This is a genomic window from Kitasatospora sp. NPDC058190 (assembly GCF_042883685.1).
In the GTDB taxonomy this organism is placed as follows: domain Bacteria; phylum Actinomycetota; class Actinomycetes; order Streptomycetales; family Streptomycetaceae; genus Kitasatospora.
On the sequence record NZ_JBHVVI010000057.1, the window covers coordinates 34,818 to 59,093 of the forward strand.

The window sequence follows — 24,276 nt, forward strand, 5'->3', positions numbered from 1 at the left end:
CGTCCCTCAGGATCGGCTCACGGTCAGTCGATGTCGCTGCCCGGGCCGAGGACCTTGATCCGGTCCTGCGCCGGCGGCTTCAGCGGCGAGGCCGCCGAGCTGTGGGCCGCCAGGTAGGCCGTGAAGACGTCCAGGTCGGAGGCGCCGACGAGCTTGTCGGTGCCGGCCGCGAAGGCCGGGAAGCCGTCGCCGCCGCCGGCCAGGAACTCGTTGGCCGCGACCCGGTACTTGGCGGCCGGGTCGACCGGAGCGCCGTTCAGCCGGATCGAGTCGACGAGGACCCGGTCCGCGCCGGTCTTGCGCATGTCCAGGGTGTAGTGCAGGTTCGAGGATGCCTGGAGCACCTTCGGCGCGGCGTCGTTGAGACCGCTGACCTGCTGCTGGAGCAGCTGGATCAGCTGGGCGCCGGTCAGCGTCTTGACCTGCATCATGTTGGTGAACGGCTGGACGGTGAACGCCTCGCCGTAGGTCACCACGCCGTCGCCCTCGCTCCCCGAGGCCTTGTAGACCAGGTCGGAGCGGATGCCGCCGGGGTTCATGAAGGCGACCTGCGCCCCGCCCTTGGGGGCCGGGGCGAGCCCCTCCAGCTGCGCGTCGGCGATCACGTCGCCGAGCGGCTTCTCCAGGTCGCTGCTGCCGCGACCGTTGATGTCCGAGGAGATGTAGCCGATCGGGCGGTTGGCGATCGGGGCGGCCAGCTTCTCGTAGTGGTTGATCAGCTCCGTCATGTCCGGAGCCTTCTCGACCGTGCGGCGCACCACGTGGTTCTCGGCCTTGACCGAGGGGCGCACGATCTCGCCGGTGGTCTTGTCCAGCTTCATGTCGATCTCGGTGAACAGCCGGCCGAAGGAGGCGGCACTGGTCACCGAGCGCGGCACGCCGTTGGGGTCGGGGATGCTGCAGGCGTACGCGTTGTGGGTGTGGCCGGTGACGATGGCGCCGACCGCCGGGTCGATCTTCTTCGCGATGTCGACGATCGGACCGGAGATGCCCTGGCCGGCCGGGCCGCAGTCGTAGTTGTAGACGCTGCTCGCCGGGTAGCCGCCCTCGTGGATCAGCGCGACGATCGAGTTGACGCCCTTGGCCTTCAGCTCCGCGGCGTACTTGTTGATCGTGGTGACCTCGTTGGCGAACTTCAGGCCCTTGACGCCCTCGGCGGTCACGATGTTCGGCGTGCCCTCCAGGGTGACGCCGATGAAACCGATCTTCACGCCCTGCGACTTGGTCACCCAGTACGGGGGCAGCAGCGGCTTGCCGGTCTGCTCGTCGGTGACGTTGGCCGACAGGTAGTTGAAGTTGGCGCCCTTGAAGGTGCGGCCGGGCTCGTAGCAGCCGTCGGTCGGGTGGCAGCCGCCCTCCTGCTTGCGCAGCAGCTCCGCAGCGCCCTGGTCGAACTCGTGGTTGCCCACGGAGGTGACGTCCAGGCCGAGCTTGTCCATCGCCTCGATGGTCGGCTCGTCGTGGAACAGCGCCGAGGTGAGCGGGCTGGCCCCGACGATGTCGCCGGCCGCGACGGTGATCGAGTCGTCGGCCGGGATCCGGGCCTGGCGCAGCTCGGTGGCCAGGTACTCGATGCCGCCGGCCGGGGTCGAGACGACCTGACCGGTGGCCGGGTCGACCTCCTTGATCGTGCCGGAGGACCCGGCCGGCGGCTCCAGGTTGCCGTGGAAGTCGTTGATCGCCAGCAGCTGGAGGTTGACGGTCTTGTGACGCTTGGCGTTGGCGTCGGCGGCCTGGGCGGCCGTCGGCACGGCCACCGTGCCGAACAGACCTGCGGCGGCGACGACGGCGAGCGCCGTCCGTCGTGATCTGACGGTGAGCATGAGGGGTCCCCTGCACCTCGGAGGAGCGCCGGCGGCGGACAGCGGCGGCGTTCGGGCATGTGTTGTGCGTGTGCAGCCTAGAGTCAACGCGCGTAGCTGTCAGGGTATCTGACGTAACAAGACGATTACCTGCTGACCAACCGTCGCCGTCCGAGTGGTGCGCCGACCGTGGAGAAGCCGCCCCGGCACCCCGGCCGGGCGCCGCTCAGACCCCCGGCTCGGCCGCCAACTGCCGCTCGGCCCGCACCCGTTCGGCCACCGCGTCCTCGGTCATCGCGCGGTCGGTGTACACCAGCGGCCGCTCGGTCTCGGTGATGATGTGCTTGACCACCTGGACGTTGCCGTTGACGTCCCAGACCGCGATGCCGGGCGAGAGGGTCGGAATGATCTCCACCGCCCAGCGCGGCAGACCCAGCACCCGGCCGGTGGCCCGCGCCTCCTCGGCCTTCTGCATGTAGATCGTCCGGGTGGAGGCCATCTTCAGGATCGCCGAGGCCTCCTTGGCCGCGGCGCCGTCCACCACGTCCGACAGGTGGTGGACCACCGCGACGAAGGACAGGCCGAGCCGGCGGCCGAACTTCAGCAGCCGCTGGAACAGCTGGGCCACGAACGGGCTGTTGATGATGTGCCAGGCCTCCTCGACCAGGAAGATGCGCTTCTTCCGGTCCGGCCGGATCCACGTGTGCTCCAGCCACACCCCGACGATCGCCATCAGGATCGGCATCGCGATCGAGTTGCGGTCGATGTGCGAGAGGTCGAAGACGATCAGCGGCGCGTCCAGGTCGATGCCCTCGGTGGTCGACCCGTCGAACATGCCGCGCAGGTCACCGTCGACCAGCCGGTCCAGCACCAGCGCCACGTCCAGACCCCAGGACTGCACCTCGTCCACCGCCACGCCCAGCGACTCCACCGAGGACAGGTCGGGGTTGCGCAGGGTGTCGATGATGTCGTCCAGCACCGGCTGACGGTCCTTCACCGAGGCCACCACATGGGCGTGCGCGGCCTTCAGCGCGAACCCGGCCCGCTCCTCCAGACCGCGTCCCATCGCCACCTCGATGATGGTGCGCAGCAGCGACAGCTGGCCGGTCTGGGTGATCGCCGGGTCCAGCGGATTGAGCTTCACCCCGCCGTCCCGGGCCGCCATCGGGTCCAGCCGGATCGACTTTATGCCCAGCGCGTCGGCGATCAGGTTCCACTCGCCGACGCCGTCCTCACCCTGCGCGTCGAGCACCACGACCTGGCGGTCGCGGAACCTCAACTGCCGCAGCACGTACGTCTTCTCCAGCGCCGACTTGCCGTTGCCGGACTCGCCCAGCACCAGCCAGTGCGGGGCCGGCAGCTGCTGCCCGTACAGCTGGAAGGGGTCGTACACGTACCCCTTGCCGCTGTACACCTCACGCCCGATGATCACGCCCGAGTCACCCAACCCCGGTGCGGCGGTGGGCAGGTAGACGGCCTGCGCCTGGCCGGTGGAGGTGCGCACCGGCAGCCGGGTGGTCTCCACCTTGCCGAACATCAGGCTGGTGAACGCGTCGCTGAGGTTGCCGAGCGCCATGAGCGGCCCTCCTGTCGGGTCGGCGGTGAACGGGTGGGTACGACCGTTCTCAGCGGCGGATGCCGGTGGCGAACGGGAGGGTGTTGACGAAGGCCCGGTGGTGCTCGCGGTCGCACCACTCCAGCTTGAGGTAGCTCTTGCCGGCCGAGGCCCTGATGGTCCGCTTGTCGCGGGCCAGCGCCTCGGGGTTGCGCGAGGAGACCGTGATGTAGCCGACCAGGTTCACCCCGGCCGCGCCGGAGGCCAGGTCGTCACCGCGCTGGTCCACCCGGCCGGTGTGGGCCAGGTCGCGCGGGTCGACCGTGCGGTTCATCTTGGCCGCGCGGCTGGCCTCCGCCTCGTCGTTGGTCTTCTCGGTCAGCATCCGCTCGATCGCGACGTCGGTGGGCTCCAGGTCCATCGTCACCGCGACCGTGCGGATCACGTCCGGGGTGTGCACCAGCAGCGGCGCCAGGAAGTTGACGCCCACCGGGGTGAGCGGCCACTCCTTGATCCACGCGGTGGCGTGGCACCACGGCTCCCGGGTCGCCGACTCGCGGGTCTTCGCGCTCAGGTACTGCGGGTGGGTCGCGTCCAGCTCGGCCGGCCAGGCGTTGCGCCGGGACATCGCCTGGATGTGGTCGATCGGGTGGTCCGGGTCGTACATCGAGTGCAGCAGCGAGGAGAGCCGGGCCTGCCCCAGCGGCTGGCGCACCCGGATGTCCGCCTCGGCCAGCCGGGCGCAGATGTCGGTCAGCTCGCGGGCCATCACGGCCGCCAGCCCGTCGTCATCCCGGGACGGGCCGCCGGCGGCACGCTTCTCATAGGCACTGCGCCCCATCGCGTGCGCCTCGGCGGCCAGGTCGCGGGTGTAGTGCATGCAGGCCACCAGGTACGCCCGGTGCTGCTCCGAGGAGGTCGACACCATCGACTGCAGCTGGTCGTACGACTCCTTCAGCCAGCGCGGGGCGTCGTGGTCGCCGCGCCGCTCCACGTCCTTGGCGTGCGCGTCCGGGTCGGCCGGCAGGGTACGGGCCAGGATCTGCAGCCGGGTCACGAAGCCGTCCCCGTTGGCCACGTGCTTCAGCAGCGTGCCGAAGCGGTCGACCAGCGCCTCCTGGTCCTCCGAGTCGCGCAGGCCCACGCCCGGACCCTCGATCTCGATCGCGGCCGTCACCGTCCGCCGCTCCAGGTGCATCAGCACCCCGACCTCGTCCGGCCCGAACGGCGCGGTCAGCCAGCGCAGCCGGCCCACCCCGGGCGGCGGGCCGATCTCCACCTCGCGGCCGTCCATCCGGGTGCCCGCGTCCATCGCGTCCGACCGCCACAGCCCGCGCCCGCTGCGGACCGTCCGACGGTAGGTGCGGTTGATCTCCACCCACTTGTAGAAGGTCCGCTTGCGGTACGGCACGTAGACCGCCGCGATGGCCAGCAGGGGCAGGCCGAGCAGACCCCCGATCCGCAGCGGCAGGATCGGCATCAGCAGGCCCCAGAGCATCCCGAGGAACGCCCCGAAGATGATCAGCAGGATCTCCCCGGACTCCCGGTTCCGGCCGATCACCGCATTCGGGCGGGCCTTGCCGATCAGGTAGGTGCGGCGCTGGTGCACGTACGGCTGGGCGTACTGGGCACCGTACTGGCCGAGTGGTTCGCTGCTCACTTACCCGTCACCCTCCCTTCGCTGGATTGCTGTCGCGGATCGGAACCGGGGCCTGCGGCGGCCCGGCCTGCGGCGGCGGGGCGGGCGTCCGGCCGGCGTGCGCGGCGATGCCGGGCGCGACCGAACCGCCGCCCGCACCCCCGCCACCCGCGCCGGCCGCCTGCGGACCGCGGTCGCCGTGGGTGGTGATGCCCTGCTTCATCAGGTTCGCGGTGCCGTTGATCATCGCCGAGCCGGCCTGCACCGCGCTGGCCCGGGCCCGACGCATGTTCAGCATCTCGTCGCCGAAGGACGGGACGAAGCGGTACACCGCGGCGCTCGCGAAGATCGACAGGAACAGGATCGCCAGCCCGGACAGCACCCGGGAGAAGTCGTCGTTGACCCCGGCGCCGGTCGCCACCGCGCCCGCCAGGCCCAGGATGATCACGATGATCGGCTTCGCCAGGTCCACCGCCAGCATCATCCCCGCCCAGCGGCGCACGTGCTTCCACAACTGCCGGTCCACCAGCCCCGCGTACACCGCCGTCCCCAGCAGCGCGCCCACGTACAGCATCGCCGCCCGGATCACCAGCTCGATCCAGAGCACCGCCGCCGCCAGCACCGCGACCAGCGACACCATGACCAGGATCAGTGGGCCGCCGCCGACGTCCCCCTTCTCCAGGGTGTCGGCGAACCCGCCCAGGTACGTCCCGGTGTCCGACTTCGTCCCGACCGCGATCGCCTTGGTCAGCCCGTCCGTCACGCTCACCACGGTGAACAGGATCAGCGGCGTGAACGCGGAGGCCACCACGGTCAGCCACAGGAAGCCGATCGCCTCCGAGATCGCGGTCGTCAGCGGCGCCCCCCGCACCGCCCGCTTGGTCACCGCCAGCAGCCACAGCACCAGCGTGATCACCGTCGACACCGCGAACACCACGGCGTACTGCTGCAGGAACGACGCATTGGTGAAGTCCACCTGCGTCGTCCCGTCGATCGCCCCCGACAGCTTCCGCACCACCCAGGCCGCCGCCTGGGCACAGCCCTTGGCGAGCGAGCCGAGCGGGTCGGTCACGTTGTTGACGGTGCCGCTCCCGGGCAGCGAGCCCCCACCACTGGGCGGGGCGCAGTAGACGTCGTTCCCGGGGAGCGGGACTCCGGGACAACTCGTGTTGGTGACCCCGGAACTGGGGGTGGGAGAGGGTTCGGCCATTGCCCGGGTGGCCGTCAGCACTACCGAGAGGACGCCGAACAGCGCCAAACCCGTCACACGGCCGACGGCCCGCCTGACAAGACTCGAGTTACCGTCAGCGGGCATAGCGGAAGCCTCCGAACTGCTCGACGGCACCAGTGATCTCCTCCGCGGTCGCGGCTTGCTGGTCCGGCGGGACAGGCGCCGGGCCCGCCACGCGGCTGAAGTCGGTGAGCTTCCAGTCGGTCCCGGTCCACCGCAGGCTGAGGCTGAGCGTGAACCACTCCTCGGAGACGGGCTTGGTCGACTGCTGACCGGCCAGTCCGAACAGGCCGTTGCACCAGACGTCGACCTTGACGCTCTCCGCGGTGTAGCCGTTGCTCCTAGCCCCGACCGGGATCGTCCGGCTGACGAAGGTCAGGCCCTTGGGCGGCTTCCCCTGCGCGTCCACTCCGAACCGGGCCGCCGTCTCCGGCGAGAAGCCCTGGTCCAGCCGGCTCTGCAGCGCGCCCACCGCCCCCGGGTCGGCGATGGTGGCGATGATGCCGTGGCGGCTGTCGGCGCGGAACATGTCCGCGGAGCCGACCGCCACGGCGTAGTTGGTGGCGGCGGACTGGGCGCCCTGTTCGGTGTGCGGGAAGCCGGAGGCGATGCCGTTGACGGTGGTGCCGACGGGCTGGTCGCCACTGGGGGGCGGACCGGCGCCGGCGGGGGCGCTGGGGGCGGCGCGGTCGGCGGAGCCGCCGCTGCTGCCGGGGTCGGGTTTGCCGCGGTTGGCGATGGAGATGGCCACGACGAGCAGGGTGACGACCACGAGGACGGTCAGCAGGGCGCGCAGCGGGCGCGACTGACCGAGGGTCGGCGGTGAGGAGGGCTGTTCGCCGACCGGCAGCCGCGTACGGGTGTGCGGCTGGTCGTCGGACAACGGCACGGCGGCCCTCCTGGTGCGGGGAGCCGGGGGCGGCTCCGGGGGCCCTCCGTCCGGGGGCGGGCGCGGACGGAGGGTGGGAACGGGGGTGGACTCCTGGGCGGGTCGGCCACTGGGGAGGTACGGGCGGGGACCTGTCCTCAGGCGGGCCGGCTCACTGCTATCTGATCGTCAGATCGCCATGCCGTAGACAATGGTGAACAGAGTGCCGAGTGATCCAATAATGAACACGCCGGTCAGGCCGGCAATGATCAGCCCCTTGCCCTGTTCGGCGCCGAAGCTGTCACGCATCGCGGTCGCACCGATCCGCTGTTTGGCGGCACCCCAGACCGCGATGCCGAGGCAGACGAGGATGGCGACGGCCATGATGACCTCGACCATCACCCGGGCCTCCGACCCGAGGCTCGCGAACGGCCCCCAGTCCGGGGCGATTCCGCCGATGATGGTGTCGATACTCGGCTTCTTGGGTGGGTCGTCGGCCAGGTGGCCGACCGCATAGGTGTGCACGCTGCTCAGGTTCATTTCCATCTCACCGCCCGATCAGGCAAATTCAAGGGCCCTGACCCCGCCCGCGCGAAGGGTCGGTGCCTATTCTTGGCCAGATCTGATGTCGACTTGGCTACTTCTCGCGGATTGGTCGTGAGGCACCGGACACGTACGCGAGGATGTCCACCGCACGAAGGATAGCGCTCACTCTTTGTATCTCTGATGATTGCGGTGAGCAACGCCTTCCGGGACACTTCGACTGACGATTCGTCGGGATGGTGCTGATGGTACTCCGGAAGGCCGGTACGGCCGCCGCCGCTGCGGGAGTTGTCGCGTTCGGGTTCGTCGGCCTGGTGACGATGGGGACCTATGCGGCGAGTGGGACGCCGCAGCAGTCGGCGAATCGTTCCGCCCTCTCTCCGGGAACCGTTCCGACCGCCTACCAGGACGCGATCCAGAAGTGGGGATCTCTCTGCCCGGAGATCTCCCCGCCGATGCTCGCGGCGCAGCTGTACCAGGAAAGCGGTTTCGACCCCAAGGCCCAATCCGGCGTCGGGGCACAGGGAATGGCGCAGTTCATGCCGGACACCTGGCCGGTGTACGCCACGGATGGCGACGGGGACGGCAAGAAGGACGTCTGGAACCCGTACGACGCGATCGCCACGGCGGCGGTCTACGACTGTGCGCTGGCCAAGGACGTCGCCGGTGTGCCGGGCGACCCGCAGGCCAACATGCTGGCCGCCTACAACGCCGGCCCGTACGCGGTGACGAAGAACAGGGGCATTCCGCCGTACAAGGAGACCCAGGGCTACGTGCGGAACATCCAGGCGATGGCCCGCAGTTTCACCGCGCCGACCGCGCCGGTGGAGGTCTCCGCGCAATCGGCGGCCGCGATCTACTTCGCGCAGACCAAACTCGGCACGCCGTACCTGTGGGGCGGCGACGGGGCGGCCTGGCAGAACGGGCGGTTCGACTGTTCCGGGCTCACCGTGGCCGCGTTCGCCACCGTGGGCATCACCCTGCCCCGGGTGGCCAACGATCAGTGGTACGCCGGACCGCACCCGTCGCGGGATCAGCTCCGGCCGGGCGACCTGGTGTTCTTCGCGACGGACCTGGGCGATCCGCGCAGCATCCACCACGTGGGGATCTACGTCGGCGGCGGCTACATGATCAACGCGCCGCACACCGGGGCGGTGATCCGCTACGACAAGATCGACACCAAGGAGTACATCGGAGCGACCCGGGTCACCACGGACGGCGCCCAGGCGCTGCCGACCCGCGACAACAACAGCGGCGCGGTCAACGCCCCGAGCCGCCCCGGCACGACGGCCCCGTCGGCGCCCGCCGCCCCGGCGGTCGCCGCCCCGCCCCCGCCGGCCGGGCCGGGCCGGCCCGTCGGGGGCGGCTGAGCCGGCCGTCGATCTGTGTGTGCCCTGTGGACGCTGAGTCAAGTTTCCATAACCGCGCGTTTCCGTGGAACGCTGTGCCCCGGCGATGACGTTGGGTCCGGTGGCCCCTCGTCAGCTTGCCGCGCCGGGCGGGCCCCGGCCGGAACGATCAGCTGCTGCGGACCAGAAGGAGGTGCGGCGTGTCGACGCCGCTTGCCGACACGACCAACCCCGACCTCGGCCTGCTCTACGCCGTCAACGGCCTGGCCAAGCGCTCCCCGCAGTGGCTGGACCACCTGGTCTCCTGGGTGGGCGAGTACGGCATCCTGATCGGCCTCGCCATGCTCGGGCTGGTGGCCTGGCTGCAGGCCAGGCGCCGGGCGGACGCGCCGGTGGCGATCGCCGGCCTGCTCTGGGTCCCGCTCTCGGTGGCCGTCGCCGAGCTCGCCAACCTGCCGATCGCCGCGATCGTGAACCGGCCGCGGCCCTTCGTCGACCATCCCGGGCTGCTGGTGCTGGTGGACGGCAAGGCCGGCACCCACTCCTTCGTCAGCGACCACTCGACCATGACGATGGCCGTCGCGGTGGCGCTGTTCCTGGTGAACCGGAAGCTGGGCTGGATCGCCGGGGGCCTGGCCCTGCTGCAGGGCTTCTGTCGGATGTTCATGGGCGTCCACTACCCGACCGACGTGATCGGCGGCTTCGCACTCGCCGTGGCCGTGGTGCTGCTGCTGGCGCCGATCGCGATGGCGGTGCTGGTCCCGTTCTGCCACGCGCTGAGCCGTACGGCCGTCGCCCCGCTGATCCGGGCGCCGGAGCGCGGCGGCTCGGCCCGCGGCGGGGCCCCGCGCGGCCGTCGGCGCGGTCGCGGGGCGGTGCGTGCCGAGGAGCAGCCGCCGGAGTCGGACCTCGCGGCCTGAGCGTCCGGCAGGTGCCTCAGGAGCCTGCCAGGGCCCGCTGTAACCCACCGGAGCCCGTCGCCGGGAAGGGGTCCGGTCCGGTCTAGTCCGGCTCGCCGCCGTCGAACTCGGCGAGGTGGCCGGCGCCCTCCCGGCGGGCCAGGTCGCGCGAGCGGCGGGCCGCGGAGTACCAGCCGCAGCTGCAGGTCGCGAAGGCGAAGGAACCGCGTTCGCTGATCGCGACACGGTGCTCGGGCATCCGGGTGGTGCCGGGGGGCGCCGGCAGCTCACTGTGCACGTGGTTCACCGTAACGCGCCGGGCAGCCCCCGCGCGACGCGCGGGTTCCGTCGGCCCCCGTAACCCTTCGCTCCTCAACTCGTTTGCCCGGAAAGAGCTCTGCCCACCCGGTGGTGTCCCGGCAGGGCAGTCGGGCCCGAGGGGGTTGTCGCGAGGATGAAGATGACCGACCAGCAGCGAACCGGGCGGCCAGCACGCCGTCCTGAGCCGCACCTGCGCTCGGCGGCCGGTGCCGCCCTGCTCGCCGCCGTCCTGGCCGCGGGGGCCGCCGGGTGCTCGGGCCACTCCGGCGGCGGCTCCTCGGACCAGGGGGCGAGCGTCCCCGACCAGCTGGCCGCCGACCCGCTGACGGCGGTACGCAACGCCGCCGACGTCACCGGCCGCACCGGTTCCGCGCACACCGCCACCGAGCTGGTCACCGAGTCCGCGGACAAGAAGGCCTCCTTCAGCGGGGGCGGCGGCTACGACTACGTGAAGCGGATCGGCCGGCTGGAGGTCCAGGTGCCGCCGGGCGCGGCGACCACCGGGAAGATCGTCGAGGTGGTCCTGCCGGGCACCGTCTACCTGCAGAACAGCGGCGCCAAGGTGCCCGCCGGAAAGTGGGTCAAGCTGGACGTGCGCCAGCTGCCGGACGGCAACCTGGTCAGCAGCGGCGCCACCGACCCGGCCTCGGCGGCGGGTGCGCTGCGCGGGGTGCAGAAGGCCGACCTGGTCGGCACCGAGAGCGTCGACGGGGCCTCGCTGCACCACTACCGGGGCACCCTGGACCTGGCGAAGGCGGCCGACGCGACGGGCGGCCGGGGCGGCGACGGCCTGCGGATGGGCGGGCAGACCTTCACCGTCAAGGACGTCCCGTACGACGCCTGGCTGGACGACCAGGGCCGGCTGCACAAGGTGGTCGAGGTGTTCACCTTCGCCGGGGTGGCCGGCTCGAAGGAGGCCAAGGACCAGGTGAAGGTGACCTCGACGACCTCGCTGTCGGACTTCGGCAAGCCGGTCGAGGCGGCCGAGCCGCCGGCCTCGGACATCTACCAGATGAAGCCCTCGGAGAGCCCCAAGTAGGGCGTGTCCGACACGCCCTGGGTCCCGCGGCTGCGGGGCGAGACGGGGCGCCGCCGGAGCGGGTGGCCGTCCGGGGAGCGACGGCCACCCGTTTCGGCGGCGCCGAGATGGCCCGTCCGTGCCATGTGGACGGGCCCCGGAGTGCCTAGGCTGGACGTCGGGTGGCTGCCGCCCGGGCTGGCGAGGCACTGAAGGGGTGGTGCAGGTGGTGTCGTCCACGGGCGGCCGCAGCGGTGGCCACGACGACGCGGCCCTCGACGAGATCGAGCTGGCCGGCGAGCTGATGATCGCCGCGACGGCCAGCAGCGGTGACCGGCTGCCGACCGAGCGGATCGACGAGGTGCTGCTGGACCGGGTGGACCCGGGCCAGGGCCGTCGGGAGGGCGACCAGCGGGAAGGCGACTAGCGGACGGCCCGGGGGCCGGCGGCTCAGCTGCGCAGCAGTCGTCCGATCGCGGCCGAGGCCTCCGCGACCTTGGCGTCCAGCTCGACGCCGCCCTGCTCGGCGGCCGCGGCGACGCAGTGCCGCAGGTGCTCCTCCAGCAGCGAGAGCGCGAAGGACTGCAGGGCCTTGGTGCTGGCCGAGACCTGGGTGAGCACGTCGATGCAGTAGACGTCCTCGTCGACCATGCGCTGGAGGCCGCGGATCTGGCCCTCGATCCGACGCAGCCGCTTGAGGTGGGCGTCCTTCTGCGCGCTGTAGCCGTGCGGGCCGTGCCCGCCGTGATGTCCTGCGGCGGCCGCGGGTACGGCGGGGGTGCCGGCCTGGGGGTCGGTCCCGTGCGCGTGGTCCGGCTCGGTGCGCGCTTGCGTCGTGGTCATCGGCCCGCCTTCGTCTCTGTGCCTGGTGGCTGCGTCGGCCACCAGTGTCCAACACCCGGGCCTTCCATGGTGTTCCGACGGCCCACCCGGCATGTGCCGAAGCGCCTGGTACGGGCCGTCGCGCGGTTCACCCGTCTGAGCGGCGCCCCGGTTCCGCGCGCGCAGGACGGGGGGAAACCGGGCGAGGTTCCGTCAGACTGATGCTCACGTCCGCACGCGGCTGTGCGGTCCGGGTCGGCCGGTGCGGCAGCCGAACGGAAGGGGAGGATCCGCCTCCCTCCCCGCCACCCCGTTTGCGCGATTGCGCTTGGTTGCACCTAGCATCGTTCAGTCCCTACCCCGCACATCGGAGATTTCCGTGCGTTTTAGCCTGACCCCGAAGGAGACGAGCTTCTACGACATGTTCGCCGCCGCCGCGGAGAACCTGGTCGTCGGCTCGAAGCTCCTGCTGGAACTGCTGGGATCAGACGTGTCGGCCCGCGCGGAGATCGTCGAGCGCATGCGCGCCGCCGAGCACGCCGGGGACGACACCACCCATGCGGTGTTCCACCAGCTGAACTCCTCCTTCATCACGCCCTTCGACCGCGAGGACATCTACAGCCTGGCCTCGTCGCTGGACGACATCATGGACTTCATGGAGGAGGCCGTCGACCTGGTCGTCCTCTATGACATCCAGACCCTGCCGAAGGGCATCGAGCAGCAGATCGAGGTGCTGGCCCGGGCCGCCGAGCTGACCGCCGAGGCGATGCCGAACCTGCGCAGCATGTCGAACCTCACCGAGTACTGGATCGAGGTCAACCGGCTGGAGAACCAGGCCGACCAGATCCACCGCAAGCTGCTCGCCCACCTGTTCTCCGGCCAGTACGACGCCATCGAGGTGCTCAAGCTCAAGCAGATCGTGGACGTCCTTGAGGAGGCGGCGGACGCGTTCGAGCACGTCGCCAACACGGTGGAGACCATCGCGGTCAAGGAGTCCTGACCCTCGTGGACATGGCAGCACTCATCGCCGTCATCGGTGTTGCGTTCTTCTTCACGTACACCAACGGCTTCCACGACTCGGCCAACGCGATCGCCACGTCGGTCTCCACCCGGGCGCTCACCCCCAGGGCCGCGCTCGCGATGGCCGCGGTGATGAACCTGGCCGGCGCCTTCCTGGGCAGCGGGGTGGCGCACACCGTCTCCAGCGGGATCATCGAGACCCCCACCGGCAACCAGGGGATGGCGATCCTGTTCGCCGCCCTGGTCGGCGCGATCGCCTGGAACCTGACCACCTGGTACTTCGGCCTGCCGTCCTCCTCCTCGCACGCGCTGTTCGGCGGTCTGGTGGGCGCGGCGCTGGCCGGCGGCACCCAGGTGATCTGGAGCGGCGTGATCGACAAGATCGTCGTCCCGATGGTCGTCTCGCCGGTGGTCGGCCTGATCGGCGGCTTCATCGTGATGCTGGCGATCCTGTGGATCTTCCGCCGGGCCAACCCGCACCGCGCCAAGCGCAACTTCCGGGTCGCCCAGACCGCCTCGGCCGCCGCGATGGCGCTGGCGCACGGTCTGCAGGACGCGCAGAAGACCATGGGCATCGTGGTCATGGCGCTCACCATCTCCGGCCACCAGACCACCGGCGACATCCCGGTCTGGGTGAAGATCTCCTGCGCGACCATGCTCTCGCTGGGCACCTACGCGGGCGGCTGGCGGATCATGCGGACCCTCGGCCGCAAGATCATCGAGCTGGACCCGCCGCAGGGCTTCGCGGCCGAGGCCACCTCCTCGGCGATCATGTACATCACGTCGTTCGTCTTCAAGGCGCCGATCTCCACCACCCACGTCATCACCGCGGCGATCATGGGTGCGGGGGCCACCAAGCGGATCCGCGCGGTGCGCTGGGGCGTCGCGAAGAACATCGTGCTCGGCTGGTTCATCACGATGCCGGCGGCCGCCATCGTCGCAGCGCTGATGTACTGGTTCGTGCACCTGTTCTGGGGCTGATCCCCGGACGGCCGGAGTAAGCCCACCCCGGAGGCGAGCGGGCGACTACCCGCCCCGAGCCGCGCACCGGAGGCGAGCGGGCGACTACCCGCCCCGAGCCGCGCACCGGAGGCGAGCGGGCGACTACCCGCCCCGAGCCGAAGGGGCGCGCCGGTGCCGAAAGGGAGAAGCGACAAGCGACGAAGGAGCGCCGGAGCGCCGACCGTCGGCACCGGGTCGGAGCGCCCCGGAGGCGAGCGGGCGAATAACAGAGCAGGGCCCGCCCCCACATCTCGGGGGCGGGCCCTTCTTCATGCCCCGCGGCGGCACCGCCATGCAGCACCGCGGGACAGCTGGGATCCGGCTCAGCCGAAGCGGCCGGAGATGTAGTCCTCGGTCGCCTGGACCGACGGGTTGGAGAAGATCCGCTGGGTGTCGTCCAGCTCGATCAGCTTGCCCGGCTGGCCGACGCCCGCCAGGTTGAAGAAGGCGGTGCGGTCGCTGACGCGGGCCGCCTGCTGCATGTTGTGGGTCACGATGACGATGGTGAACTGCGACTTCAGCTCGCCGATCAGGTCCTCGATGGCGAGGGTGGAGATCGGGTCGAGCGCGGAGCAGGGCTCGTCCATCAGCAGGACCTGCGGCTCGACCGCGATCGCGCGGGCGATGCACAGACGCTGCTGCTGACCGCCGGAGAGGCCGGCACCCGGCTTGTTCAGCCGGTTGTGGACCTCCTTCCAGAGGTTGGCGCCCTTCAGCGAGCGCTCCACCACCTCGTCCAGGACGGACTTCTTGCGCACGCCGGCGAGCTTGAGCCCGGCGACCACGTTGTCGTAGATCGACATGGTCGGGAACGGGTTCGGACGCTGGAAGACCATGCCGACCGAGCGGCGCACGGCGACCGGGTCGACGTTGGCGCCGTAGAGGTTCTCGTCGTCCAGGAGGACCTTGCCCTCGACCCGCGCGCCGGGGATCACCTCGTGCATCCGGTTGAGGGTGCGCAGGAAGGTGGACTTGCCGCAGCCGGAGGGGCCGATGAAGGCGGTCACCGAGCGGGGTTCGATGCTCATCGAGATGTCCTCGATGGCCTTGGTGGTGCCGTAGTAGGCCGACAGTCCGCTGACGTCGATGCGCTTGGCCATGATCGTTGCTTCTCTCGTCTGTCTTCGTACGTCAGTGGGTCGGTCAGTGTCCGCCCTTGGGCGAGCGCCAGCGTGCGATGCCCCGGGCGATGAGGTTGAGCCCCATCACGAAGGCGATCAGCACCAGCGCGGCACCCCAGGCACGGGCGTAGCCGTTGTCGTTGTTGACCACCGAGTACTGCTGCCAGATGTACATCGGCAGGGACTGCTGCGGTCCGTCGAACGGGTTGCTGTTGATGGCGTCGGCGCCGAACACCAGCATCATCACCGGAGCGGTCTCACCCGTGATGCGGGCGACCGCGAGCATCACACCGGTGGTGATGCCGCCGATCGCGGTGGGGAGGACGATCCGCAGGATGGTCTTCCACTTCGGCACGCCGAGTGCGTACGAGGCCTCGCGCAGCTCGTTCGGGACGAGCTTGAGCATCTCCTCGGTGGACCGGACCACGACCGGGATCATCAGGATCGCCAGCGCGAGGCTGCCCGAGAAGCCGGAGTAGTTGAAGCCCAGCGCGAGGTTCCAGACCGAGAGGACGAACAGACCGGCGACGATGGACGGGATGCCCGTCATGACGTCGACGAAGAAGGTGACGGCCTTGGCGAGCCGGCCACGACCGTACTCGACCAGGTAGACGGCGGTCAGCAGACCGAGCGGGGCGGCCATCGCGGTGGCCAGGCCGACCTGCTCCAGGGTGCCGATCAGCGCGTGGTAGATGCCACCGCCGGGGCCGGTCTGGATGACGCCCTTCATCGAGTGGCTCAGGAAGTTCCCGTCCACCACGTCGATGCCCTGCTGGACCGTGTAGACGGTCAGCGAGACCAGCGGGACGACGGCCAGGATGAAGGCGACCCAGACCACCGAGGTGGCGAGCCGGTCCTTGGCCTGGCGGCGGCCCTCGACCTGGGCCGAGATCAGGTAGCTGGCCACCGTGAAGAGCAGGGCCGAGATCAGGCCCCACTGCAGGTGGCTCTTCAGCCCGCCGACGGCGCCGATCCCGCAGCCGACGGCGATCGAGCCGACGGCGACGGCGGGCGGGGCCCACTTGGGCAGCCGGTTGGCGGTCAGCGTCCGGCTGACCGGCCGGGCGTCCGCGGGCACGGTCGTTGCGGTGGTCATGCGTTGGCCCCCGAGTACTCCTTGCGGCGGGCGATGATCAGTCGCGCGGCGCCGTTCACCAGCAGGGTGATGACGAACAGGACGAGGCCGGAGGCCATCAGCGCGTTGCGGCCGTTGTCGCCCGCCTCGGCGAACTTCAGCGCGATGTTCTGCGCGAAGGTGCCGCCGCCCGCGTCGAGGATGTGCAGCGACAGGACGTTGTTGGCGGAGAGCACCACGGCGACCGCGATGGTCTCGCCGAGCGCGCGGCCGAGGCCGAGCATCGAGGCCGAGATGATGCCGGGGCGGCCGAACGGCAGCACCGCGGTGCGGATCATCTCCCAGCGGGTCGCGCCGAGCGCGAGCGCCGCCTCCTCGTGCATCCGCGGCACCTGGCGGAACACCTCGCGGGAGACCGCGGTGATGATCGGGAGGACCATGATCGCCAGCAGGATGCCGACGGTGAACAGGTTGCGCGGGGTGCCGGTCTTGGTCTGGTCGAAGATGTACGTCCAGCCCAGGTACTGGTTCAGCCAGCTGGTCAGACCGTCCATGTGCGGGACCAGGAAGAGCGCGCCCCAGAGGCCGTAGACGATGCTGGGGACGGCGGCGAGCAGGTCGACCAGGTAGGCGAACGGCTGGGCGATCCGCCTCGGCGCGTAGTGCGAGATGAACAGCGCGATCCCGATGGCCACCGGAACGGCGATCATCATCGCGATGAGGGCGCTGACGATGGTGCCGAAGGCAAGGACGGCGATGCCGAAGACCGGCTTCGGGGCGTCCGGCGTCCACTCGAAGGTGGTGAAGAAGTTGCCGTCGTTCTTGCTGAGGGCCAGGCCCGAGCGCCAGGCCAGGAAGCCGGCGATCGCGGCCATGATGACCAGCAGCAGGATGCCCGCGCCGCGGGCGAGGTTCATGAAGATCTTGTCGCCGACGCGGCTGTCACGCGGTCGGCGTTCCCTGCCTCGCGGGGCGGCAGGGGAGGATGAAGTCATTGGTCTACTCCGGTCTGGTGGTGCCGCCCCGGAAGGGGGACGGCACCATGGCGGCGGTGCCCCGGACGTTGGTGCTGAGTCGTTGGTGCGTTCCGGTGGGACGGCCCCGGCCCCCCTCGCTCACGGGGCCGTCCCACCGGTGGTCCTGTCGGGTCAGGCCAGGGCGGCGACGGCGGTCTTGACCTTGTCGCCGATGGCGGCCGGCATCGGGACGTAGCCCTTGTCGCCTATGGCCTTCTGGGCGCCGTCGCTGATCGTGTAGGTCAGGAACGACTTGAGGGTGTCGAGGGTCTCGGCCTTGTTGCCCTTGTCGCAGGCGATCTCGTAGGTCACCAGGACGATCGGGTAGGCGTTGTCGGCCTTGGTGCCGTAGTCCAGGGAGAGGGCGAGGTCGCCGTCGGTGCCCGTGACGGTGGAGGTCGAGAGGGTGAGCGCGGCGTTGGCGGCGGTCGCCTCGACGGGCTGAGCGGCGCCGGTGGCGATCTTGGCGCTCTTCAGGTTGTTGATCTGGGCGAAGGACAGCTCGGCGTAGCCGATCGAGTTCTTGACCTGCTTGATCTGGGCGGAGACGCCGGCGCTGCCGTTGGCGGACTGGCCGCCCTTGCCCTTCCACGCCTTGTTCGGCTCCGCGCTCCAGGCGCCGCCGGAGGTCTTGGCGAAGTAGGAGGTCAGGTTGTAGGTGGTGCCGGAGTCGTCCGAGCGGTGGAACGACTGGATGTCGGCGTCCGGCAGCTTGGCGCCCGGGTTCAGGGCGGCGATCGCCGGGTCGTTCCACTTGGTGATCTGCGAGTCGAAGATCTTGGCGGCGGTCGGGCCGTCCAGGACCAGGTTGTCGACACCGTCGACGTTGTAGACCAGCGAGACCAGGCCGGCGACCATCGGCAGGTCGATGGCCTTGCCGCCGGTGCAGACGGCCTTGGAGGCGTCGACGTCGGCGGGCTTCAGCGCGAAGTCGGAGCCCGCGAAGGCGACCTTGCCCTGGTTGAACTGCTGGACACCGGCGCCGGAGCCGCCGCCGCTGTAGTTGACGGTGCTGCCGGAGCAGGCGGCGCCGAAGTTGGCCTTCCACACGTCGATCGCGTTGGCCTGCGCGGTCGAACCGGCGCCGAGCAGCGTGCCGGCCTTGCCACAGTTGATCGCGGCGGCCGAGGCGGAACCACCGCTGGAGCCACCGGACGCCTTGGTGGTGCTGTTGTCGTCCGAACCGCAGGCGGCGAGCGACAGCGAGCTGACGAGCGCCATGGCACCGATGGCGAGGGCCTTGGAGCGGCCGTTCCGCTGGAGCTTCACAGGGGTGTCCCTTTCTGTGGCATTGCCCGACGCGCAGACCGTGCGGACACGGCCGAGGGCGGGTTTTGCTGTGGTCCGGGGCCCGTGCGGCCCTCCGGTAGACCCGAAGTTAGGCCGGGTAGGTGACACGACAGCCGGTCGCAAGTGAACGGGGAGTGAACCTCGAACGGATGACAGGAAACTACGTCACGTAGTAACGGTTGCGTCACGGCATGGGCGCGGGTAGATCACTTCCACCGTTCCTTCACCGCCGGCTCCCCGCTCATCCGTACAGGCCTCGCGCCCAGGATCCCCAGGAGGGCGTCGATCAGCAACCGGTCGCGGTCGTGGGTCAGCCGGGCGCGGGCCTTCCCGGCCGGCAACCACTCCAGCCGGTCCACCTCCCGGTTCGGGCGGAAGGACCCGCTGGTCGGCACCGCCGCCCAGTACCGGACCTCTTTCGGACGGCCCTGCGCCAGGTAGTGCTGGGTGGGCAGCTCAGGACCGAGAAGGCAGCGGAAGCCGGTCTCCTCCCACACCTCGCGCAGCGCCGCCCCGACCGCCCCCTCGCCCGGGTCGAGCTTGCCCTTCGGCAGGCTCCAGTCGTCGTACTTCGGACGGTGGATCACCGCGATCCGCGGCCGCCCCAGCCTGCCGCTCGGCTTCGGCCGGCCCGGCAGCCAGAGCACCGCGCCCGCCGCCAGGATCACCGGGGCACGGCCCGCCCCGGTCGCGCGGGTGTCCGCTGCCCGCCCGGTGCTCGGGCTCGGCACGGGGCTCGGACTCGGCGCGGGGGTCAGGCGATCGTGCAATTCAGGCCGTCCGTGGTGCGGGGGAATGCCCCCAGCCCTCGGCAGGGGGGATCTCCAGCCAGCCGTCCAGGCCTGGCGGGAGGTCGGGCCACCGGCGGCCGACGGCGTACCGCGCCGCCTCCACCTCCAGCCGCTGATCAGCATGCACCACGCCCAGCACGTACGCGGTCGCGGGGGTGATCCGCGGGGTGCGCGCCGCGGTGGCGGCGGTCACCGCGGCGTCCGCCGCCTCCTGGTGCCGGCCCAGCACCTCGTCCAGCTCGTCCAGCTCGGAGGACGGACGGCCGCACACCTCCAGCGCGTACCGGGCCCGCTTCACCAGGATCCGCAGCCGGGACCAGGGCGCGTCGTCGGCCGCCAGGGCCGCGTCCGCGTCGGCCGCGCCGCGCACCGACGGCACCGCGCCCAGCCGGCGCAGCCCGTCCCCGCCGTACGGCGTCGCGGCCCGCTGCAGCGGCAGCTGCTGGGCGCACGCGGACAGCGCGGTGAACGCGGCGGCCGCCTGCGGCAGCAGCACCGCCGACGCCCGGCCACCGGCCGTCTCCAGCAGCGGTGCCTCACCGACCAGCAGGGTCATCCGGTCCGCCAGCGCGTGCAGCCGGGCCGAGCGGAGCTCCTGCAGCACCGTGGAGTGCGCCCTGGTCCGGGCCAGGGTCAGCTGCCGGTCCAGCAGCGCCCGCGCCTTGGGCGCGCCCGCGTGCCCGGCCAGCATGCCGGTGCCCTCCGGGTCACTGCCGCTCAGCGAGTCCAGCGCGCCCAGCAGCCGGGCCGAGCGGCGGACGTAGCCGGGCTCCAGCGCCAGCAGGTTGAGCAGCCAGCGCAGCTCGGTGCGCGACTCCTGCGCCCAGGTCTGCTCGAAGACGGCGCCGAAGGTGTGCAGCAGCCCGCCGATCCGCCGGACGGCCCGCAGCAGGTCGGCGGTACCGGCCGCCGGGACGACCGCGGCCGAACCCGGTCTGGCGCCGACCTCGCCCACCGCGAGCGGCAGGGCGCGCAGGAACGCTCCGGCCTGGGCGGTGAGCTGGCGGGAAAGGATGTCCCCGGCGGTCGCGGTGGAGGCCGCCTGGGCCGTCATCGGCGCATCGGTCATGGCGTGGTAGATCCCCGTTCCCCCGGGGCCGTCCCCCGGGGCTGGTGGCCGACCGCCGGAGCAGGTCCCCTCGGGGCCCGGAAGGCCCGACCTGCTCCGGCGGCTCGCATCAGTGGTCGCGTCAGCGCGAGGTGGCGGCCCGGCGGCGTTGACGCGAGTCGATGAGCAGGTCCTGGACGTGCCTCAGCGGCCGGCCCTCGGCGTCCTGCGAGTGCCGGGTCCAGACGCCGTCCGGTCCCAGGTGCCAGGACTCGGTCTCGTCCGACACCCCGAGATCGATCAGCCCGGACAGCTCGGCGCGGTGCGCCGGGTCGGTGATCCGCAGGAGCGCCTCGATCCGGCGGTCCAGGTTGCGGTGCATCATGTCGGCGCTGCCGATCCAGACCTCCGGATCGCCGTTGTTGCCGAACACGAAGACCCGGGAGTGCTCCAGGAAGCGGCCCAGGATGCTGCGGACCCGGATGTTCTCGCTCAGCCCCGGCACGCCGGGGCGGATCGCGCAGATGCCGCGCACCCAGACGTCCACCGGCACCCCGGCCTGCGAGGCCCGGTACAGCGCGTCGATCACGGCCTCGTCGACGATCGAGTTGACCTTGATCTTCACGTACGCGGGCCGGCCCGCCCGGTGGTGGGCGATCTCGTTGTTGATCCGCGAGACCAGCCCGTCCCGCAGGCCGCGCGGGGCGGTCAGCAGGCGGCGGTAGGACTCGCGGCGCGAGTAGCCGGACAGCCGGTTGAACAGGTCCGAGAGGTCGGCGCCGACCTGCGGGTCGGAGGTGAGCAGGCCGAGGTCCTCGTACAGCCGGGCCGTCTTCGGGTGGTAGTTGCCGGTACCGACGTGCGAGTAGCGGCGCAGGGTGTCGCCCTCCTGGCGGACCACCAGCGACAGCTTGCAGTGCGTCTTCAGCCCGACCAGGCCGTAGACCACGTGGCAGCCGGCCTCCTCCAGCTTGCGGGCCCACTTGATGTTGGCCTGCTCGTCGAAGCGCGCCTTGATCTCGACCAGGACCAGCACCTGCTTGCCGGACTCGGCCGCGTCGATCAGCGCGTCCACGATCGGCGAGTCACCCGAGGTGCGGTACAGGGTCTGCTTGATCGCCAGCACGTCCGGGTCGGCGGCCGCCTGCTCCAGGAAGGCCTGCACCGAGGTGGAGAAGCTGTCGTACGGGTGGTGCAGCAGGACGTCGCGCTCGCGCATCGCGGCGAAGATGTCCGGCTGCGAGGCCGACTCGACGTCGGTCAGCCCGCGGGCCGTACCGGCCACGAACTTCGGGTACTTGAGCTCCGGGCGGTCCAGCTCGGCGATCCCGAACAGCCCGGTCAGGTCCAGCGGCCCGGGCAGCGGGAAGACCTCCGCCTCGGTGATGTTCAGCTCCCGCACCAGCAGGTCCAGGATGTAGGGGTCGATCGACTCCTCGACCTCCAGCCGTACCGGCGGGCCGAAGCGCCGCCGCATCAGCTCCTTCTCCAGGGCCTTGAGGATGTTCTCGGTGTCGTCCTCCTCCACCTCCAGGTCCTCGTTGCGGGTGACGCGGAAGGCGTGGTGGGCCAGCACCTCCATCCCCGGGAAGAGCTCCTCCAGGTGCGCGCCCATGACGTCCTCCAGCGGGACGTACCGCTGGGGCGAGGCCTCCAGGAAACGGGCCAGCGACTGCGGCACCTTGACGCGCGCGAAGTGCTTGTGCCCCGACACCGGGTTGCGGACGACCACGGCCAGGTTGAGCGAGAGTCCCGATATGTACGGGAAGGGGTGCGCCGGGTCGACGGCCAGCGGGGTCAGGACCGGGAAGATCTTCTGCCGGAACAGGGTGTGCAGCCGGGCCTGCTCCTTCTCGGCCAGCTCCGGCCAGCGGACCACCTCGATGCCCTCGGCGGCCAGGTCCGGCAGCACCTCCTGCTGGAAGGCGGCGGCGTGCCGGGCCATCAGCTCGCGCGAGCGGGTCCAGATCAGGTCCAGCACCTCGCGCGGCTGGAGGCCGGAGGCGCTGCGCTGGGCGACACCGGTGGCGATCCGGCGCTTCAGCCCGGCCACCCGGACCATGAAGAACTCGTCCAGGTTGCTCGCGAAGATCGCCAGGAACTTCGCCCGTTCGAGGAGCGGGATCCCCGGGTCCTCGGCGAGCTCCAGGACGCGCTCGTTGAACGCGAGCCAGCTGCGCTCACGGTCCAGGAAGCGTCCCTGCGGCAAGGCTTCCAACTCCTGCTCGTCCATGGTCGACAGCTCCGGCGGAACCCCCAGCGCACCGGACATCCGGGCCGTCGGCGACAGCGGGGCAGAGACGGGGCGGGGGATGCTCATGGGCTCCAGCTCCTCCAGCAGAAGGACGGCGTCCGGATGCGAATGGCTCTGCGGGCCGTCGTTCTCGCCCCGGGCGGCGGCGGCCCCCGGGGACAGCGCCCAGCCACCGGGCGCGGTCCGTACAGGACCGGCCGGCGAATGGCGGTCGACTCTGCACGAGCGAGACACTACGGACTTCATCCTGTGATCTTCGCGGCAGCAATTGAATCCACGGTAAACACCGCATGGCCAGGAGGAAAGCTGAGTCGGTCGGGGCAAGGGGGCGGTGCCGTTTTCCACCCCTCGCCCGTGACCGCTCGGTACGGCCCGGCCGTCCGGTCGGTGCGGGGCCGGGTCGTCCGGTGGGACGATCCGGCCGCACCGGGCGGCTAGGCCGGCCGATGCGCCTGGTACTGGGCTCGGTACATGAGGTCCACCTCGTGAACGGTGAATCCCAGTCGTTCATATACCCGCACGGCGGCCGGATTGTCGGCGTCGACGTAGAGAAGGACGGTTTCCAGTCCACGCTCGCCGGCTCCGGAACCGGTCAGGTGACGCAGGCCGGCCGCGGTCAGCGCCCGGCCGAGTCCACTGCCCTGCTCGGCCGGGTCCACCCCGACCACGTACACCTCGCCGAGCTCCGGCTCGGTGGCGGTGGCCGGGTGCACCTTGGTCCAGTGGAAGCCGACCGCCTTGCCCTCGCGGGTGGCCAGGAAGAAGCCGGCCGGGTCGAACCAGGGCTCGGCGAGGCGCTCGGCCAGGTCCTGCTCGGTCCAGGAACCCTGCTCCGGGTGGTGGGCGAAGGCCAGGGCGTTCAGCCGCAGCCACTCGGCGTCGTCCTCGCCCGGGCGGAAGGTGCGGAGCTCGATGCCCTCGGGGACCGGCACGGCCTCGGTCTGCGCGCCGGTGCGGCGCATCTGCCGCAGCTCGCGGACCAGCTCGGCGCCGTACGCGCCGGCCAGGTGCCGGGCCGCCGGGTGGCCGCCGTGCACCCAGAAGTCCACCGCGTCGTGCCCCTCCCGGTGGGCCTCCGCAAGGACGGCGTCCACCAGCGGACGGGCCAGACCGCGGCCTCGGGCGGCCGGGTCGACCACCAGCTCGGCGGCGGGGTTGGCGGTCGGGTTCTCCGGGACTTCGAGCTGGCCGTAGGCGAGGACGGCTGCGCTCTCGGACGCGGCCTCGGATTCGGCCTGGGACGCGGCCTCGGATTCGGTCTCGGTATGGGACTCGGCCCCGATGAAGTGGGTGACGCCCGGGCGGGGCGTCTCGGCGTTCCGCAGCCGAAGCCGGCCCTGCTCGGACACGGCGGCCCGGCCGTCCACCGTCTGGGCCTCCGCCAGAACACGCAGGGCGCCGTCGCGCTGACCGGGGCGGAGCACCTTGTTCGCAATGACCGCTGTCTGATCGTCCATGCACTGACGATACGTCAACGGAAATGCGAAAAGCCCCTGATCCGAATGGATCAGGGGCTTTTCTGAATGATTGTTCGGCGGCGTCCTACTCTCCCACAGGGTCCCCCCTGCAGTACCATCGGCGCTGTGAGGCTTAGCTTCCGGGTTCGGAATGT

Annotated in this window: 22 protein-coding genes and 1 rRNA gene; 6 read left to right on the forward strand and 17 right to left on the reverse strand. The window is 71.0% G+C overall.

Annotated elements, in window-relative coordinates; all coding sequences use genetic code 11:
- Nucleotides 1-23: 23 nt before the first annotated feature.
- From ACFVWU_RS24800 to ACFVWU_RS24825, 6 genes are all read right to left on the reverse strand, one after another.
- Nucleotides 24-1,823, reverse strand: a complete 1,800-nt coding sequence (locus ACFVWU_RS24800) for a bifunctional metallophosphatase/5'-nucleotidase (RefSeq protein ID WP_387624866.1) — start codon at nucleotides 1,821-1,823, stop codon at nucleotides 24-26.
- A 205-nt stretch (nucleotides 1,824-2,028) separates the two neighbouring features.
- Nucleotides 2,029-3,378 carry an ATP-binding protein gene (locus tag ACFVWU_RS24805; protein ID WP_387624869.1) on the reverse strand — a complete coding sequence of 450 codons (1,350 nt, stop codon included), beginning with the start codon at nucleotides 3,376-3,378 and terminating at the stop codon, nucleotides 2,029-2,031.
- Nucleotides 3,379-3,427: 49 nt separating this feature from the next.
- Nucleotides 3,428-5,017 carry an SCO6880 family protein gene (locus ACFVWU_RS24810; protein WP_387624872.1) on the reverse strand — a complete coding sequence of 530 codons (1,590 nt, stop codon included), beginning with the start codon at nucleotides 5,015-5,017 and terminating at the stop codon, nucleotides 3,428-3,430.
- A gap of 7 nt (nucleotides 5,018-5,024) precedes the next feature.
- The gene (locus tag ACFVWU_RS24815; RefSeq protein WP_387624875.1) at nucleotides 5,025-6,311 is read right to left on the reverse strand and encodes a hypothetical protein; all 1,287 of its coding nucleotides are present in this window, start codon (nucleotides 6,309-6,311) and stop codon (nucleotides 5,025-5,027) included.
- The gene (locus ACFVWU_RS24820; protein WP_387624877.1) at nucleotides 6,301-7,116 is read right to left on the reverse strand and encodes a hypothetical protein; all 816 of its coding nucleotides are present in this window, start codon (nucleotides 7,114-7,116) and stop codon (nucleotides 6,301-6,303) included. Before ACFVWU_RS24820 ends, ACFVWU_RS24815 begins: the two co-directional genes overlap by 11 nt.
- Before the next feature lie 168 nt (nucleotides 7,117-7,284).
- Nucleotides 7,285-7,635: a hypothetical protein gene (locus ACFVWU_RS24825; protein WP_387624880.1), complete on the reverse strand. Its 351-nt coding sequence runs from the start codon at nucleotides 7,633-7,635 to the stop codon at nucleotides 7,285-7,287.
- 248 nt (nucleotides 7,636-7,883) lie between these two features.
- Here ACFVWU_RS24825 and ACFVWU_RS24830 point away from each other — a divergent pair, with 248 nt between their 5' ends.
- Nucleotides 7,884-9,008 carry an NlpC/P60 family protein gene (locus ACFVWU_RS24830; RefSeq protein WP_387624921.1) on the forward strand — a complete coding sequence of 375 codons (1,125 nt, stop codon included), beginning with the start codon at nucleotides 7,884-7,886 and terminating at the stop codon, nucleotides 9,006-9,008.
- A 179-nt stretch (nucleotides 9,009-9,187) separates the two neighbouring features.
- Complete coding sequence (locus ACFVWU_RS24835) at nucleotides 9,188-9,907, forward strand: phosphatase PAP2 family protein (protein ID WP_387624883.1); 720 nt, start codon at nucleotides 9,188-9,190, stop codon at nucleotides 9,905-9,907.
- Between the two features lie 82 nt (nucleotides 9,908-9,989).
- On the opposite strand, the gene ACFVWU_RS24840 is transcribed toward ACFVWU_RS24835, so the two are convergent.
- Nucleotides 9,990-10,184, reverse strand: coding sequence for a hypothetical protein (locus ACFVWU_RS24840; RefSeq protein WP_387624884.1), 195 nt, complete (start codon nucleotides 10,182-10,184; stop codon nucleotides 9,990-9,992).
- A gap of 162 nt (nucleotides 10,185-10,346) precedes the next feature.
- Here ACFVWU_RS24840 and ACFVWU_RS24845 point away from each other — a divergent pair, with 162 nt between their 5' ends.
- Together ACFVWU_RS24845 and ACFVWU_RS24850 are read left to right on the forward strand one after the other, a co-directional pair.
- Nucleotides 10,347-11,246 carry a hypothetical protein gene (locus tag ACFVWU_RS24845; RefSeq protein WP_387624887.1) on the forward strand — a complete coding sequence of 300 codons (900 nt, stop codon included), beginning with the start codon at nucleotides 10,347-10,349 and terminating at the stop codon, nucleotides 11,244-11,246.
- Nucleotides 11,247-11,451: 205 nt separating this feature from the next.
- Nucleotides 11,452-11,652, forward strand: a complete 201-nt coding sequence (locus ACFVWU_RS24850; RefSeq protein WP_387624890.1) for a hypothetical protein — start codon at nucleotides 11,452-11,454, stop codon at nucleotides 11,650-11,652.
- Between the two features lie 23 nt (nucleotides 11,653-11,675).
- Here the strand turns inward: ACFVWU_RS24850 and ACFVWU_RS24855 are convergent, their stop codons facing one another.
- Complete coding sequence (locus ACFVWU_RS24855) at nucleotides 11,676-12,068, reverse strand: metal-sensitive transcriptional regulator (protein ID WP_387624893.1); 393 nt, start codon at nucleotides 12,066-12,068, stop codon at nucleotides 11,676-11,678.
- A gap of 358 nt (nucleotides 12,069-12,426) precedes the next feature.
- Here ACFVWU_RS24855 and ACFVWU_RS24860 point away from each other — a divergent pair, with 358 nt between their 5' ends.
- Both ACFVWU_RS24860 and ACFVWU_RS24865 read left to right on the forward strand, forming a co-directional pair.
- Nucleotides 12,427-13,047: a DUF47 domain-containing protein gene (locus ACFVWU_RS24860; RefSeq protein WP_031064133.1), complete on the forward strand. Its 621-nt coding sequence runs from the start codon at nucleotides 12,427-12,429 to the stop codon at nucleotides 13,045-13,047.
- Between the two features lie 5 nt (nucleotides 13,048-13,052).
- Entirely contained in the window at nucleotides 13,053-14,048 is a 996-nt protein-coding gene (locus ACFVWU_RS24865; protein ID WP_387624896.1) for an anion permease, read from the forward strand.
- 344 nt (nucleotides 14,049-14,392) lie between these two features.
- On the opposite strand, the gene pstB is transcribed toward ACFVWU_RS24865, so the two are convergent.
- From pstB to rrf, 9 genes are all read right to left on the reverse strand, one after another.
- Nucleotides 14,393-15,169 (reverse strand): phosphate ABC transporter ATP-binding protein PstB, encoded by a 777-nt coding sequence (gene pstB, locus ACFVWU_RS24870; RefSeq protein WP_380613171.1) that lies wholly within the window; start codon nucleotides 15,167-15,169, stop codon nucleotides 14,393-14,395.
- Nucleotides 15,170-15,212: 43 nt separating this feature from the next.
- On the reverse strand, nucleotides 15,213-16,286 hold the full coding sequence (gene pstA / locus ACFVWU_RS24875) for a phosphate ABC transporter permease PstA (RefSeq protein ID WP_387624900.1): 1,074 nt from the start codon (nucleotides 16,284-16,286) through the stop codon (nucleotides 15,213-15,215).
- Nucleotides 16,283-17,260 carry a phosphate ABC transporter permease subunit PstC gene (pstC, locus tag ACFVWU_RS24880; RefSeq protein WP_387624903.1) on the reverse strand — a complete coding sequence of 326 codons (978 nt, stop codon included), beginning with the start codon at nucleotides 17,258-17,260 and terminating at the stop codon, nucleotides 16,283-16,285. Before pstC ends, pstA begins: the two co-directional genes overlap by 4 nt.
- 153 nt (nucleotides 17,261-17,413) lie before the next feature.
- Complete coding sequence (gene pstS, locus ACFVWU_RS24885) at nucleotides 17,414-18,550, reverse strand: phosphate ABC transporter substrate-binding protein PstS (RefSeq protein WP_387624906.1); 1,137 nt, start codon at nucleotides 18,548-18,550, stop codon at nucleotides 17,414-17,416.
- Nucleotides 18,551-18,777: 227 nt separating this feature from the next.
- Nucleotides 18,778-19,302 carry an NUDIX hydrolase gene (locus ACFVWU_RS24890; RefSeq protein WP_387624909.1) on the reverse strand — a complete coding sequence of 175 codons (525 nt, stop codon included), beginning with the start codon at nucleotides 19,300-19,302 and terminating at the stop codon, nucleotides 18,778-18,780.
- Between the two features lie 40 nt (nucleotides 19,303-19,342).
- Complete coding sequence (locus ACFVWU_RS24895; protein WP_387624912.1) at nucleotides 19,343-20,431, reverse strand: CHAD domain-containing protein; 1,089 nt, start codon at nucleotides 20,429-20,431, stop codon at nucleotides 19,343-19,345.
- Between the two features lie 121 nt (nucleotides 20,432-20,552).
- On the reverse strand, nucleotides 20,553-22,730 hold the full coding sequence (locus ACFVWU_RS24900; RefSeq protein WP_387624914.1) for an RNA degradosome polyphosphate kinase: 2,178 nt from the start codon (nucleotides 22,728-22,730) through the stop codon (nucleotides 20,553-20,555).
- Between the two features lie 368 nt (nucleotides 22,731-23,098).
- The gene (gene mshD / locus ACFVWU_RS24905; protein ID WP_387624917.1) at nucleotides 23,099-24,121 is read right to left on the reverse strand and encodes a mycothiol synthase; all 1,023 of its coding nucleotides are present in this window, start codon (nucleotides 24,119-24,121) and stop codon (nucleotides 23,099-23,101) included.
- A gap of 72 nt (nucleotides 24,122-24,193) precedes the next feature.
- Nucleotides 24,194-24,276 (reverse strand): 5S ribosomal RNA (gene rrf / locus ACFVWU_RS24910); the annotation flags it as partial.

Coding starts and splice junctions, on each gene's coding strand:
- ACFVWU_RS24830 (WP_387624921.1), top strand. CDS start 7,884: ATGGTACTCCGGAAGGCCGGTACGGCCGCCGCCGCTGCGGGAGTTGTC.
- ACFVWU_RS24825 (WP_387624880.1), bottom strand. CDS start 7,635: ATGAACCTGAGCAGCGTGCACACCTATGCGGTCGGCCACCTGGCCGAC.
- pstC (WP_387624903.1), bottom strand. CDS start 17,260: ATGACTTCATCCTCCCCTGCCGCCCCGCGAGGCAGGGAACGCCGACCG.
- ACFVWU_RS24845 (WP_387624887.1), top strand. CDS start 10,347: ATGACCGACCAGCAGCGAACCGGGCGGCCAGCACGCCGTCCTGAGCCG.
- ACFVWU_RS24855 (WP_387624893.1), bottom strand. CDS start 12,068: ATGACCACGACGCAAGCGCGCACCGAGCCGGACCACGCGCACGGGACC.
- ACFVWU_RS24815 (WP_387624875.1), bottom strand. CDS start 6,311: ATGCCCGCTGACGGTAACTCGAGTCTTGTCAGGCGGGCCGTCGGCCGT.
- ACFVWU_RS24895 (WP_387624912.1), bottom strand. CDS start 20,431: ATGACCGATGCGCCGATGACGGCCCAGGCGGCCTCCACCGCGACCGCC.
- pstB (WP_380613171.1), bottom strand. CDS start 15,169: ATGGCCAAGCGCATCGACGTCAGCGGACTGTCGGCCTACTACGGCACC.
- ACFVWU_RS24805 (WP_387624869.1), bottom strand. CDS start 3,378: ATGGCGCTCGGCAACCTCAGCGACGCGTTCACCAGCCTGATGTTCGGC.
- mshD (WP_387624917.1), bottom strand. CDS start 24,121: ATGGACGATCAGACAGCGGTCATTGCGAACAAGGTGCTCCGCCCCGGT.
- pstA (WP_387624900.1), bottom strand. CDS start 16,286: ATGACCACCGCAACGACCGTGCCCGCGGACGCCCGGCCGGTCAGCCGG.
- ACFVWU_RS24900 (WP_387624914.1), bottom strand. CDS start 22,730: ATGAGCATCCCCCGCCCCGTCTCTGCCCCGCTGTCGCCGACGGCCCGG.
- ACFVWU_RS24800 (WP_387624866.1), bottom strand. CDS start 1,823: ATGCTCACCGTCAGATCACGACGGACGGCGCTCGCCGTCGTCGCCGCC.